General features: G+C 63.6%; 11 protein-coding genes. 9 read left to right on the top strand and 2 right to left on the bottom strand.

Features of this window, described 5'->3' with window-relative positions; all coding sequences use genetic code 11:
• Positions 1 to 20 precede the first annotated feature (20 nt).
• From P0D96_RS12070 to P0D96_RS12030, 9 genes are read left to right on the top strand one after another with little or no spacing between them, the layout of a single operon-like run.
• Entirely contained in the window at positions 21 to 920 is a 900-nt protein-coding gene (locus tag P0D96_RS12070) for an alpha/beta fold hydrolase (protein WP_408313576.1), read from the top strand.
• Positions 921 to 1,826: an IclR family transcriptional regulator gene (locus P0D96_RS12065; RefSeq protein ID WP_408313574.1), complete on the top strand. Its 906-nt coding sequence runs from the start codon at positions 921 to 923 to the stop codon at positions 1,824 to 1,826. It begins immediately after the preceding gene.
• Entirely contained in the window at positions 1,826 to 2,635 is an 810-nt protein-coding gene (locus P0D96_RS12060; RefSeq protein ID WP_408313572.1) for an SDR family oxidoreductase, read from the top strand. The genes P0D96_RS12065 and P0D96_RS12060 overlap by 1 nt, the downstream gene beginning before the upstream one ends.
• The gene (locus tag P0D96_RS12055; protein ID WP_408177554.1) at positions 2,628 to 4,286 is read left to right on the top strand and encodes a thiamine pyrophosphate-binding protein; all 1,659 of its coding nucleotides are present in this window, start codon (positions 2,628 to 2,630) and stop codon (positions 4,284 to 4,286) included. Before P0D96_RS12060 ends, P0D96_RS12055 begins: the two co-directional genes overlap by 8 nt.
• Positions 4,279 to 5,109 carry an aspartate dehydrogenase gene (locus tag P0D96_RS12050; protein ID WP_408313570.1) on the top strand — a complete coding sequence of 277 codons (831 nt, stop codon included), beginning with the start codon at positions 4,279 to 4,281 and terminating at the stop codon, positions 5,107 to 5,109. The genes P0D96_RS12055 and P0D96_RS12050 overlap by 8 nt, the downstream gene beginning before the upstream one ends.
• A gap of 39 nt (positions 5,110 to 5,148) precedes the next feature.
• Positions 5,149 to 6,639 carry an aldehyde dehydrogenase gene (locus P0D96_RS12045; RefSeq protein WP_408313713.1) on the top strand — a complete coding sequence of 497 codons (1,491 nt, stop codon included), beginning with the start codon at positions 5,149 to 5,151 and terminating at the stop codon, positions 6,637 to 6,639.
• Between the two features lie 26 nt (positions 6,640 to 6,665).
• Positions 6,666 to 7,631, top strand: a complete 966-nt coding sequence (locus tag P0D96_RS12040) for a VOC family protein (protein WP_408286161.1) — start codon at positions 6,666 to 6,668, stop codon at positions 7,629 to 7,631.
• Positions 7,624 to 8,889, top strand: a complete 1,266-nt coding sequence (locus tag P0D96_RS12035) for an NAD(P)/FAD-dependent oxidoreductase (RefSeq protein ID WP_408286163.1) — start codon at positions 7,624 to 7,626, stop codon at positions 8,887 to 8,889. The genes P0D96_RS12040 and P0D96_RS12035 overlap by 8 nt, the downstream gene beginning before the upstream one ends.
• Before the next feature lie 25 nt (positions 8,890 to 8,914).
• Positions 8,915 to 10,318: an MFS transporter gene (locus P0D96_RS12030; protein WP_408177552.1), complete on the top strand. Its 1,404-nt coding sequence runs from the start codon at positions 8,915 to 8,917 to the stop codon at positions 10,316 to 10,318.
• Positions 10,319 to 10,427: 109 nt separating this feature from the next.
• On the opposite strand, the gene P0D96_RS12025 is transcribed toward P0D96_RS12030, so the two are convergent.
• A complete protein-coding gene (locus P0D96_RS12025; protein ID WP_408313567.1) occupies positions 10,428 to 12,155 on the bottom strand; it encodes a J domain-containing protein in 1,728 nt (575 codons plus the stop codon).
• A gap of 6 nt (positions 12,156 to 12,161) precedes the next feature.
• Positions 12,162 to 13,871 (bottom strand): Hsp70 family protein, encoded by a 1,710-nt coding sequence (locus P0D96_RS12020; protein WP_408313565.1) that lies wholly within the window; start codon positions 13,869 to 13,871, stop codon positions 12,162 to 12,164.
• Positions 13,872 to 14,072: the final 201 nt, after the last annotated feature.

Raw genomic sequence — 14,072 nt, 5'->3', positions numbered from 1 at the left:
AAACACCCGCGAAGGAAATCATGTCCGCAGTCCCGTCCTCTATCACCGATAGCGCCGATCAGCACGCCACGCTCGAAGCCCGCCTCGCGCGCTTTCCGGCGCAGCAGATCTGGCTGGCCTCGCAACGCGCGGTGAGCTATCGCGAAGTGGATAGCGCCGACAGCAGCGCGCTGCCGCTCGTGTTGCTGCACGGTATCGGTTCGGGCGCGGCTTCGTGGGTGCAGCAGTTCGCAGGACTCGGTGCGACGCGCCGCGTGCTGGCGTGGGATGCGCCGGGTTATGGCGCATCCACGCCGGTCGCGGCTGAATCGCCCGTGGCGAGCGATTACGCAAGCATATTGAACGAGTGGCTCGACGCGCTTGGCATCGAACGGTGCGTGCTGCTTGGCCATTCGCTCGGCGCGATTATTGCCGGCGCGTTTGCCGTGACGCATCCGCAGCGTGTGGCTGGTTTGCTGCTGCTATCGCCGGCTGGTGGCTACGGCGCGGCATCGGCTGAAGTGCGTAATTCGAAGCGCGATCAGCGTCTCGCGATGCTGAGCGAACTCGGTCCGCGAGGCCTCGCCGAAAAACGCAGCACCAATATGTTGTCCGCTCACGCAGGCGGCGAAGCGCGCGCATGGGTGCGCTGGAACATGTCGCGCGTGATCCCGCATGGCTATGCGCAGGCCACGCATCTGCTCGCCAACACCGATCTCGCCGGCGACCTCGCGCGCTACACAGGCCGCATCAACGTGGCCGTCGGCGCCGACGACACCATTACGACGCCCGAAGCCTGCGAGCGACTCGCATTGGCCGCGGGCACCCAATTGCAGGTCGTGCCGCGCGCGGGGCACGCCGGCTATATCGAAGCACCCGCCGCGTACACCGCGATCATCGACACGTTCTGTCGCACGAGCGACGGACAACGGAGCCAATGAATGACGCCCGACACGCCCGACACAATTAACGCCGAGCGCGAGGCGGACGAAGTCCGCAATGACCCCGGCAACGACACCAACGGCGACACCGCCTACCGGGTGCCGGGTCTCGAACGCGGTCTGAAGATTCTCACGGAGTTCTCGCCGCGCGAACCGGTTCTCGGCGCACCGGAATTATCCAAGCGCCTGAAGATTCCTCGCACGACGGTGTTCCGTCTGCTGCAAACGCTCGAATCGCTCGGCTTTCTCGAGCGTGCCGACAAGGACCGCAACTATCGCCTCGGCGTCGCGGTGCTGCGGCTCGGTTTCGAATATCTGAGCTCGCTCGAATTGACCGACCTCGGTCTGCCGATTATCGAGGCGCTGCGTACGGAAACGGGCCTCACGAGTCACATCGTGATTCGCGATGGACGCGACGTCGTGTTCGTCGCCAAGGCACAAAGCCATGCGCCGATTTTCAGCTCGGTGAAGGTCAACGTGGGCACGCGTCTGCCGGCCTATGCCACGACACATGGCCAGGTGCTGATGGGCGACATGACGCTCGACGAGCTGAAGAAGCTCTATCCCGAGCCGGAACTCGAGCGCTACACGAAGCAGACGCCGGTCACTGTGGACGATCTGTACGAACGGATTCGCGACGACGCGAAGCGCGGTTTCGCGATCAGCGAGTCGTCGTTCGAGCGCGGCATTTCGGTGGTGAGCGCGCCGGTGCGCAACGACACGGGCCGCATCGTCGCCGTGATCACGACGACGATTCCGCGCCACGAGATCGATGCGTCGCTGCTCGATAGCGGCCTGATCGACAAGGTCCGCCGCGCGGCCGACGAACTTTCGCAGCGGCTCAACTATCGGCCGAAGGGCGGCCCGAAGGCGGGCAGCAATTACATGAAGGCATTGGGACTCTGATGATCCAAATCGACTTGACCGGACAGGTAGCGGTGGTGACGGGCGGTTCGTCCGGCATCGGCCTCGCGACCGCCGAACTGTTTCTGCGGGCGGGTGCCTCGGTCGCGATCTGCGGCCGCGACACCGAACGTCTCGCGCAAGCGGAAGCCGCGCTGAACGCGCAGTTTCCGAACGCGCAGTTGCTTGCCCGCCGCTGCGACGTACTCGACGCCGACGACGTGAAGGCTTTCGCAGAAGCGGTGCAGACGCGCTTCGGCCGCACCGACATGCTGGTGAACAACGCTGGCCAGGGCCGCGTGTCCACTTTTGCCGACACCACCGACGACGCCTGGCGCGAAGAACTCGACCTGAAGTACTTCAGCGTGATTCGCCCGACCCGCGCATTTCTGCCGATGCTGCGCGACGCGGCTGGGGTGAGCAGAAGCGCTTCAGTGGTCTGCGTCAACTCGCTGCTGGCGTTGCAACCCGAGCCGCACATGGTGGCGACTTCGTCGGCGCGCGCCGGCGTGCAGAACCTGCTCAAGTCGCTCGCGGTGGAACTCGCGCCGCAGCGCATCCGCGTCAATTCGATTCTGATCGGCATCGTCGAATCGGGTCAATGGCGCCGCCGTTACGCAAAAGAAGCGCAGCCGGGCCAGAGCTGGGAAGACTGGACGGCCGAGCTGGCGCGCAAGAAAAACATTCCGCTAGGCCGCTTCGGTCGCCCCGAAGAAGCCGCTCAAGCGCTCTTTTATCTGGCTACGACGCTGTCGTCCTATACGACGGGCAGTCATATCGATGTTTCTGGAGGCGTTGCACGACATGTCTAACAAAACCACCATTGGCGAACTGATCGCCGCCTTTCTCGAGCAATGCGGCGTTCAAACCGCATTCGGCGTGATCTCGATCCACAACATGCCGATCCTCGACGCGATCCATAACCGCGGCAAGATCCGCTATGTCGGCGCGCGCGGCGAAGCCGGCGCGGTGAACATGGCTGATGGCCTCGCGCGCGTCTCCGGCGGCCTCGGCGTTGCATTCACCAGCACGGGCACCGCGGCGGGCAACGCAGCGGGCGCGATGGTCGAAGCATTGACCGCCGGCACCGCGCTGCTGCACGTCACGGGCCAGATCGAAACCGAATACCTCGATCAGGACCTCGCGTATATCCACGAAGCACCGGACCAACTGTCGATGCTGTCGTCGATCTCGAAGGCCGCGTTTCGCGTGCGTTCCGTTGAAACGGCGCTGCCGACTATCCGCGAAGCCGTGCGTGTCGCGCAAACCGCGCCGAGCGGTCCGGTGAGCGTCGAGATTCCGATCGACATTCAGGCCGCCGAAGTCGAATGGCCCGCCGATCTGGCCGCGCCGCACATCACGACGCTCACGCATTGCAAGCAGCGCGTCGCGCAACTCGCCGATTCATTGGCGACGGCCAAGCGCCCGTTGCTGTGGCTGGGCGGCGGCACGCGTCACGCGACCCAGGCGGTCGAGCGTCTGGTGGCGCTGGGCTTCGGCGTCGTGACCAGCGTGCAAGGCCGTGGCGTGCTGCCGGAAGATCATCCGGCCACGCTCGGCGCGTTCAATGTGCACACGGCGGTCGAGAGCTTCTACAAGACGTGCGACGCGCTGGTGGTGGTCGGTTCGCGTCTGCGTGGCAATGAAACGCTGAAGTACAAGCTCGCGTTGCCGCAACCGTTGTATCGCATCGACGCCGACGCGCTCGCCGATAACCGCGGCTATCGCAACGAGATGTTCATTCACGGCGATGCATCTTCGGTACTCGAAGAACTTGCAACGCTGCTCGAAGGTCGTCTGAAGGTCGACCCGACTTTCGCGCAGGATCTCGCTGCCGCGCGCGAAAGCGCCGTCGCCGATGTGGGCAAGGGCCTCGGCCCGTACAAGCGTCTCGTCGACGCGCTGCAGTCGGCGGTGGGCCGCGACTACAACTGGGTGCGCGACGTCACGATCTCGAACAGCACGTGGGGCAACCGCATGCTGAAGATTTTCTCGCCGCGTGCAGGTGTTCACGCGCTCGGCGGCGGCATCGGCCAAGGCATGCAGATGGGCATCGGCGCGGCGCTCGCGGGTAGCGCGGCGAAGACCGTGTGCCTCGTCGGCGACGGCGGCCTGATGGTCAACGTCGGCGAACTCGCGACGGCTGTGCAGGAAAACGCCAACGTGATGATCGTGCTGATGAACGACCAGTGCTACGGCGTGATCCGCAACATTCAGGACGCGCAATACGGTGGCCGCCGCTGCTACGTCGATCTGCATCAGCCGGATTTCGCGCAGTTCTGCGAAAGCCTGAAGCTCACGCACTACCGCATCAAATCGCTCGACCAGGCCGACGCGATCATTCGCGAAGGTATGGCGAAGACGGGTCCGGTGCTGGTCGAAGTGGACATGCTGTCGGTCGGCTCGTTCGCCACCGCGTTCGCGGGGCCGCCGGTCAAGGAACAGGAGCCGGAACATGCGTGACGCGGGCTACGCGGGGCATCACGCACCCGTCGACGTCGCGATGATCGGCTTCGGCGCGATCGGCCAGGCGGTGTATCGCTCGGTCGCCGCCGATCCGACGGTGCGCGTGTCGCACGTGATCGTGCCGGAGCGCCACATGGCTTCGGTGCGTGAAGTAGTGGGCGACTCGGTGGATGTCGTGGCCTCCGTGTCCGCGTTGAGCAGCCAGCCGCATTTCGCGCTGGAATGCGCGGGACATAGCGCACTGGTCGATCACGTGGTTCCGTTGCTGAAGGCCGGCACGGACTGCGCGGTCGCATCCATCGGCGCGCTGTCCGACATGCTGCTGCTCGACGCACTCTCCGCAGCCGCCGATGAAGGCGACGCCACGCTGACGCTGCTCTCCGGCGCGATCGGCGGCGTGGATGCGCTAGCCGCGGCCAAGCTCGGCGGTCTCGACGAAGTGCTGTACACCGGCCGCAAGCCGCCCACGGGTTGGCTCGGCACGCCGGCGGAACAGCTCTGCGATCTGCATACGCTGAGTGAAGAGAAGGTGATCTTCGAAGGCAGCGCGCGCGAAGCGGCCCGGCTCTATCCGAAGAACGCCAACGTGGCCGCGACGATCGCGCTGGCCGGCCTCGGTCTGGACCACACCACGGTTCGACTGATCGCCGATCCGAACGTGACGCGCAACGTGCACCGCATCGTGGCACGCGGCGCATTCGGCGAGATGTCGTTGGAAATGTGCGGCAAGCCGCTGCCGGATAACCCCAAGACGTCCGCACTGACCGCGTACAGCGCGATGCGTGCGCTACGCAATCGCGCGGCGCGCTGCGTGATTTAAGCCCCAGTTGATTAGCTGAAGCAAACCGGAATGACCGACATGACTCACTTCGATACCAGCCTCGTGCTCACCGGCGATATTTTCATCGGCGGCGAATGGCGGCAAGGGCGTGGCAACCCGTACAAAAGCCTGTATCCGGCGGATCAGTCGGTCAACATGGAAATCTCGACGGCCAATGCCGACGACGCCCGCGACGCCGTGGAAGCGGCGGATATCGCATGGCGCCGCGCCGACTGGTCGGGTCTGAAGCCGCATCAACGCGCGCTGATTCTGTACCGCATCGCCGATCTGATCATGGCGCGCCACGAAGCGCTCGCGCAACTGCAGCGCCGCGATAACGGCAAGCCGATCGGCGAAACTCGCGTGCTGGTGGCAAGCGCCGCGAACACGTTCCGCTATTTCGCGGCGTGCCTCGAAACGCTCGACGAAGAAGTCACGCCCTCGCGCGGCGACTATCTGACGATGAGCATTTACGAACCGATCGGCGTGATCGCCGCGATTACGCCGTGGAATTCGCCGATTGCATCGGACGCGCAGAAGCTCGCGCCGGCACTCGCGGGCGGCAACGCAGTCGTGTTGAAGCCGGCTGAAGTGACGCCTTTAGTGTCATTGGCATTGGCGCGCATTTGCGAAGAAGCCGGTGTGCCGAAGGGCGTTCTGAGCGTGTTGCCCGGAAAAGGCTCCGTAATCGGCGACGTGCTGGTGCGTCATCCGCTGGTGAAGAAGGTGTCGTTCACGGGCGGCACCGAAGTGGGCCGCGGCATCGCGCGCATCGCGGCGGACAAGTTGATGCCAGTGTCTCTGGAGCTCGGCGGCAAGTCGCCGACCATCGTGTTCGACGACGCCGATCTCGATCATGCGGTCAACGGCGTGCTGTACGGCATTTTCAGTTCGTCGGGCGAAGCGTGCATCGCGGGTTCGCGCCTGTTCGTGCAGCGCTCGATCTACGACGCGTTCATGAAGCGTCTCGCGGAAGGCGCGCGCAAACTGCGTGTCGGCGATCCGTCGCGTGAGCAAACGCAGATGGGTCCGCTGATTACGGCGGCGCATCGCGAAACCGTCGAACGTTATGTCGCGCTGGGCCTGGAAGAGGGCGGCCGCCTGCTGTGCGGCGGCGAACGCCCGGTCGGCGATGGCCGCGAAGCAGGCACCTACTTCCAGCCGACGATTCTCGAAGGCCTGACCAACAACGCCCGTATCTGCCAGGCAGAAATCTTCGGCCCGGTGCTGGTGGCGATGCCGTTCGACGACGAAGCCTCGCTGCTGAAAGAAGCGAACAACAGTGTGTTCGGCCTCGCCGCCGGCATCTGGACGCGCGATTACAAGCGCGCATACCGGATCGCACGCGCACTGGAAGCCGGCACCATCTGGATCAACACCTACAAGCTGTTCTCGATCTCGACGCCGTTCAGCGGCTGGAAAGAGAGCGGCATGGGACGCGAGAAAGGCCGGCTCGGCATCCGCGAATACATGCAACAGAAGAGCCTCTACTGGGGCTTGAACGACGCGCCGCTGGCGTGGGCGAATTAATACGCAAGATACGCAAGAGGCACGTTATGACGATTCTCGGCATTGAACAGATTATTTACGGCGTGACAGATCTCGCCACCTGTCGCCGCTTTTTCGCGGACTGGGGCTTGAAGGAAGTCGCGCACGATGAAACGCAGGCGCGCTTCGAAACGCTGAACGGGTGCACGATTCTCGTTGTGAACGCTGACGATCCCTCGTTGCCACCCGCGTTCGAAGAAGGCCCGACGCTGCGCGAAGTAACGTGGGGCGTGGCCACGAAAGCCGAACTCGACGAATTGCGCGGGCGCTTCGCAAGTCAGCCGGGCCATTTCGAAACCGACGACGCCGTCGGCTGCATCGACCCGAACGGCATGGCGATTCGCGTCGAAGTGACCCGCAAGCGCGCGCTCGACATTCACGGTTCGCCGTCGAACGTGTGGGGCCAAACGTTGCGCGTCGATCAGCCGTCGCCGATTTACGAGCGCGCCGAGCCGGTCGAAGTGGGCCACGTGGTGTTCTTCACGAACCGTCTCGCCGAACAGGAAAAGTTCTATCAGGAACTGCTCGGCTTCGAAATGTCCGACCGTTATCCGGGCCGTGGCGCGTTCATGCGCTGCGCGCCGCACGGCGGCCATCACGACATTTTTCTGCTGGCTTTGCCCAACGGTAAGCGCGGCCTGAATCACGTCGCGTTCACCGTGCGCGATATCCACGAAGTGTTCGGCGGCGGCATGCATATCAGCCGCTGCGGCTGGGACACGCAACTCGGGCCGGGGCGTCATCCGGTGTCGTCGGCTTACTTCTGGTACTTCCAGAACCCGGCGGGCGGCCTGATCGAGTATTACGCCGACGAAGACCAGCTCACGCCCGACTGGCAGCCGCGCGATTTCGAACCGGGCCCGACCGTGTTCGCCGAATGGGCGATCGACGGCGGCATCGACGGCAATACACGGCGCCAGAAAAACGCGAAGGCGCCGGAAGGCAAGTTCATGACGGAGCGCAAAAATGACTGACGCTGCTGCCGCAAAGGCGCAAGCCGCCCATGCCGGACTCGAAGCCCCGCGCACGATCGTCGTGATCGGCGGCGGTCAGGCGGCCGGTTGGGTCGTGAAGACCTTGCGCAAGGAAGGCTTCGACGGTCGCCTCGTGATGATCGCCGACGAAGTCCATCTGCCGTATGAACGTCCGCCGCTCTCGAAAGCGGTGCTGGCGGGCGAAGCGGATATCGACACCGTGCGGCTCGTGAAGCCCGACGACTTCGACGCGCTGAACGTCGAAGCCTGGCAGCCGGATTGCGCGACTTCGATCGAACGCGAGCAGCGCATCGTGCGCACGCGGTCGGGCCGCGAAATGCAATACGACCGTCTGGTGATCGCGACGGGCGGTGCGGCGCGAAAGTTGCCGGAGTCGCTTGTGAAGACCTCGCACATTGCCTACTTGCGTACGCTCGATGAAGCCGTTGCTTTGGGTGAACGCCTGCGTGCCAGCAAGCGCGTGCTGGTGGTGGGCGGCGGCTGGATCGGCCTCGAAGTCGCGGCCACGGCGCGCAAGCTCGGCGTCGAGGCCACGGTGGTGGAAGGTGCGCCGCGTCTGTGCGCACGTTCGTTGCCGCCGATGGTGTCTGGTTTCCTGCTCGACCTGCATCGCTCGAACGGCGTGGACGTGTGTTTGAACGCTTCGCTCACCGCGCTCGAAGATCATCCGCACGACGCCAATCGCATTCGCGCCACGTTCGCGGACGGCTCGACGCTCGACGCCGATTTTGCGGTGGCCGGCATCGGTCTCACGCCGCACACGGCGTTGGCGCAAGCCGCGGGCGTGAAGGTGGAAGACGGCATCGTGGTCGATCATTTCGGCGCCACGGACGACCCGCGCATTTTCGCGTGTGGCGACGTCGCCAACCATCCGAGCGCGTGGCTCAAGCGCCGCGTGCGGCTCGAATCGTGGGCCAATGCGCAGAACCAGGCGATTGCCGTCGCGAAGGCATTGCTCGGCACCTTCGAACCGTATGCGGATATTCCGTGGTTCTGGTCCGATCAGTATGACGTGAACCTGCAGATTCTCGGCGACATTCCAGGCGATGCACAACTCGCCGTGCGCGGCGACTTGCGGGGCAAACGCGCCACGCTGTTCCATCTGGAAGACAGCGCGATTCGCGGTGTGATCGCCATCAATACGCCGCGCGAACTGAAACTGTCGCGCAAATGGATGAACCAAGGCCGAACCATCGACCTTGCCACCCTGACCGACGCCTCAACGGCGCTTGCCTAACCACATCTACGGACGGCACAACGGCATGAGAACCATCGACAACACCATGGGGGACCGCAGCAGCGCCGGTGTCTCAGGCCCTGTGACCCGGGGCTCGATCATCGCGCGTCTGGAGCGCTTGCCCAAGAATGCGATGCAGGTGCGCGCGCGCATACTGATCGGTCTCGCGACGTTCTTCGACGGCTTCGATGTGATCGCGATCGCGGCCACGTTGCCGATCCTAATCGCGAAGTGGCATCTGACGCCGTGGGAAATCGGCTTTCTGATCGGCTCCGGTTCGGTCGGGCAACTGATCGGCGCGTTCGTTTTTCCGTGGTATGCGGAGCGCAAGGGGCGCGTGAAGGCGATCGCGCTGAGTTCGGGGATCATCGGCATCACCAGCATTGCGTGCGGTTTTGCGCCGACGTTCGCGGCGTTTGTCGTGTTGCGCGTGATTCAGGGGCTTGGGCTTGGTGGCGAATTGCCGGTGGCCGCGACTTACATCAACGAGATCAGCCGTGCGCATGGCCGTGGCCGTTTCGTGCTGTTGTATGAAATCGTTTTCCCGGTCGGCCTGCTCGCTTCGAATGCGTTGGGTGCGTGGATCGTGCCGCGCTTCGGCTGGCAAGCCATGTACTTTATCGGCGGCATGCCGTTGATCCTGTTCTTCGTGCTGCGCAAGCTCGTGCCGGAATCGCCGCGCTGGCTCGCTGAACGTGAGCGGATGGCCGACGCGGATGTGGCGGTGCATGCGTTCGAACGCGCGGTCAAAGGTCCACTTCCGCCGGTCACGCAGTCGGCTGAATTCGAAGCGATGGCCAATCGTCATCCGAAGCGCCGCATGGGCGACCTGTTTGGTCCCGCGTATCTGAAGCGCACGCTGGCCGTGGCGATGTTGTGGATCACTTGCGGCTTTATTCAATACGGTCTTTCGACGTGGCTGCCGACGATCTACCGCACGATTTATCACGCGCCGCTGCAACTCGCGCTAAATCTGGCGGTCGCGGCTTCGGTGCTCGGCGTGGTGGGATCCCTGACTTGCGCGTTGCTGGTCGACAAGGTGGGACGTAAGCCGATTATCAATCTGTCGTTCGTGGCGTGTGCGATTTCGCTGCTGCTGGCGGGTGTGCTCCACGATTCGTCGGTGTATGTCGTGGCGACGTGCTGCGCGTTCTCGCTGGGCTTCCTGGCTTGCGGATTCATCACGGCTTATGTGTACACGCCGGAGCTGTATCCGACGAGTATCCGCGCGATGGGGTGCGGCGTCGGCGGCGCGTGGCTGAAGGTGGCGGCGATCTTCGCGCCGGCTATCGTGTCGAAGACGATGGTCGGTGGGAATCTGCAGGTCGCGTTCTATATCCTCGCGGCGGTGCCGTTTCTTGCGGCGGTGGCGGTGCACTTTCTTGGGATTGAAACCAAGGGTAAGGTGCTGGAGCAACTGGAGGCTTGAGGTTTTTACTGTTTGAGTTTGGTGGGCGGTTGATGTTGCAGTACCGCGATTAGCTGGGAGACGAGGGGCGCACTGGGTGGTGTGCCCCTTCGTTTTTTTTGGGGGGTGATTACCGCGTCGCCTGGCGCGCTTCTCGCCGCTGCCTAATCCCCTCAATAACCCAGATACTCATCAACCCCGCACTCACGCATGCGATGATGTCCGGCTTATAAATCGCCAGCGCCATCCAGACAAGGTTGGCATACCCGCGAAAAAACGCCGGTATCGCTGCGCGCAGATCGTTCCAGCGCGTCGTCGCCAGCACGCCGCCGGCCGCCGACATCACCGTAAACAACGCCCACGCGAACTGCGTCGCACGCACTTCGCGCTGCAACAGCAATACGATCAACGCTGCGAATCCAGCGAACCACAAAGGCGCGCAAACCCAAAACAACAACCGCGGCCGACGCGCGATCCATCCGCGCCATTCCGCTTGCGAAAACGAAATGAAGAACGCGAACAGCACACCATGCGCATAAGGCATCAGCCACGCATGCGAATCCGTCGCGATCCAGTGGCCCGCAAAGCCCAACGCCGTCGCGCTGAATGCGGCGAGTATCGCGAGCTCCTTGATAGGCGGCCAGCCGTGAATCAACGCGGCCCAGATCGTACAGACGCTCAGCGTGGCCATCGCGATCGATGTCGAACGGCCGCTGCCGTCCTCACAGAGCGCAACGGTTGTCGCACCGAGCCACACGGGAATCCAGCCATAACGCAGCCAACCGATCGAGCGCAACGCTCGCAGCCGCTGTTGCTGAGGCTCGGACAGCAGCACGGTCGTAGCGGCGACCGTTACCAGCGCGAGCATCAGCGTCGACAAAAGGATGCCCAACTGAGCGGGCGACCATTGATCGAACCATCGGCTGCTATTGGGTTTCAGCGAAGCGTCCGCGAACAGCAAGCCGCACCACGCGTTCAAGGCGAGCGCCGGTCCGAACAGACGGCCCGCGCCGATGCGGAATTTGAGGCAACGTCCCCAAAAATCGACTTTCTCGGCATCGAGCCGCAGCCGCACGACATTCGGATGGTAGCGACCAAGCGCGGTCAATAACTGCTCCATCTCTGCGCGCACGCCGGCACGAAGCAGTGCTCGCGCGCCGGCCGCCAATTGCGGCGACGGACCTTCGAGCAATGCCATTGCGTTCGTGAAGCGCAGGCGCAGCGCGTTGTAGTCCTCGTCGGCGAACACGCGGTTCAGCGCGAGCGTGGCAATGGCCGCGTTGCGCCGTCGTAGATGTGCCGCGTTGTCCCGCCAGCCGAGAACCGCGCTCAAATTCATGCGCAGCATGGCCGGCGTGTCCTCGTTCAGACAATGACACAGCGCCTGCCATTCGAGTTCATCGCGCGTCGCAATGTTGACGACGGCGGCGAACAGATCCTGCAAGGAGCGGCGCGACTCGAGGTCGTCCGTTTGCGCGATGAAGTTTTGCCAGAGCTGGACGGCGGTTTCGAAAGCGTCGGGTTCGCGGACGGCGGCCTCGACTTCCGAAGTGTTGACCGTAACGTGGGACGTCGCCGGCGCGGTTGCAGACTTCCGCGTAGTTGCGATCAAACGCTCGGGTTCAGTGCAAGACGCGTTCGCTGTTGGTGCCGCGGCTACTTCTTTCGCGATCGCGCCACTCGCCATCTGCAACGCCGACTCGTACGCGTACCGCAGACGCTGAAACGCTTCGGCGTCTTGATCCGGACGTTGCTGCTTCAACAGCCGCGCATAAGCGCGACGGACCGCCCGCTCGTCGGCATTCGACTCGATGCCGAGCACATCCCAAGGCCATTGATTGTTCGAGATGGTATTCATGGCCGGTCAGTAAGTCACATGTACATCGAAGCGATCCAGCAGCGCGCTCAGTTCACCGCGCGCCTGCGCGATTTCATCGGCGTTTTGACGCTCGATCAGTGCCTGGAAACGGGCGATATGCGCGGCCAGATATTGCCGATGATCGCCGAGCGTTTCTTCATAGACACGGTCGGCGCGCGTCAACAGCGTCCGGTTCTCGAGTTGATCGCGAGGGTGGATCTTCAACGCGCTCAACGCGGTAAGTCGCTCGCGAATTTCTTCCGGTGTCATCACGCCGGGATTTTCTTCGATCACCATCGCGCGTTTTACGCCGCGCGGAAACGCAGTGGCCTCCACTTCCAGCACGCCGTTGATGTCGTATGTGAAGCGCACATCCGCGCCTGCTTCGCCAGCTGCCTTGAGCGGCACTTCGAGCGTGAATTCGCCGAGCGCGACGTTGTCCGTGGTCAAACGCGCTTCGCCCTGAAACACCTTGATGCTCAGCATCTGCTGGCGGTCGCGCACCGTGAAAATGCGCTGCATGCGGCTCACCGGCACGATCGTATTGCGTTCGATGATCGGCAGAAAGTGACCCGGCACGAACTGAGCCGACCCGACCTGCATGGCTGTGTCGATACCGAGGCTATAGGGCGCGACATCGGTCAGCACCATTTCGTCGAGCCCGGCATCGCGTCCGACGAGTCCGGCTTGCACCGCCGCGCCGAGCGCGACCACTTCGTCCGGATTCAAATGTCCGGCGGGTAGGCGGCCGAACATCTTCGAGACCAGCTTGCGGACCATCGGCATGCGCGACGCGCCGCCGACGAGGATGATTTCGTCGAGCGCGGCGACGGCAATCTTCGAATCGCGCAATGCACGTTCCACCGGTTTGCGCAGCCGTTGCAGCAAATGCTCGCAGGTGCGCTCCGCTGCGGCCGCGTCGAGTTCGAGCGTGTGCGCGTGGTCGTCGATCGTGAGTTCGAGCGTGACGCTGTCGACGCCGATCCGCGTGAGCTGACGTTTCGCGCGTTCGGCTTGCTGATGCAGACGTTGCGCGGCAACCGGCGTGAGCGATTGGACCTTGAGTCCGTTGCGCTGGCAGAACAACTCGACCAATGCATCGGTGAAATCCTCACCGCCGAGAAAATTGTCGCCGGTGCTGGCGCGCACTTCCATCACGCCTTCGAAGAAATCGAGCACGGAGACGTCGAAGGTGCCGCCGCCCAGATCGAAGATCAGAAACTTGCGCTCGCTGTCGCGTTGATGCACGCCATATGCGAGCGAGGCCGCGGTCGGTTCATTGACGAGGCGCAGCACGTTCAGGCCGGCGAGTTCGCCGGCAATGCGCGTGGCTTTGCGTTGTGCGTCGCTGAAATAGGCGGGCACGGCGATCACGGCGTCGCTGACTGTTTCGCGGAGAAACGCTTCGGCATCGGCCTTCAACGACTTGAGCACCAGCGAGGACAACTCCTCGGGACGCAGCGACTGCGTGCCGAGCGACACGGTGCGACTCGTGCCCATATAGCGTTTGAAGTTGGCGGCGGTGCGCTCGGGATGCGTATGCAGGCGGTCATGAGCGGGGCGGCCGACGAGGATCGAGCCATCGCCGTCGATGGAGACGCACGAGGGCGTGAGCGTCTCGCCTAACGCGTTCGGGATGAGCACGGCGCGGTCGGCGCGCCAGATTGCCGCAAGACTATGCGTGGTTCCAAGATCGATGCCGATGATCGAAGGCATGTACAGTTTCCGATTCGTTTGCGCCCCTCCATGAGGAGATCGCCCAAGGTTTCGCTGATGAACCGCGTGGAGCCGGGTGTAGCTCCGTCCAATGGCGATAACGGCAGACCACACGCAAACTTGAGCGGCACGCGAAACGAAGGCGGCGGAAATCGGACCGGACAATGCGCGGCGCATGGTGGCCACGAGATCGGTCGGAGA

The organism is Paraburkholderia sp. RL17-347-BIC-D (genome assembly GCF_046027915.1).
Taxonomy (GTDB): domain Bacteria; phylum Pseudomonadota; class Gammaproteobacteria; order Burkholderiales; family Burkholderiaceae; genus Paraburkholderia.
Note: the sequence above shows the minus strand (reverse complement) of the source record. Positions and strands in the feature narration are given on the sequence as shown.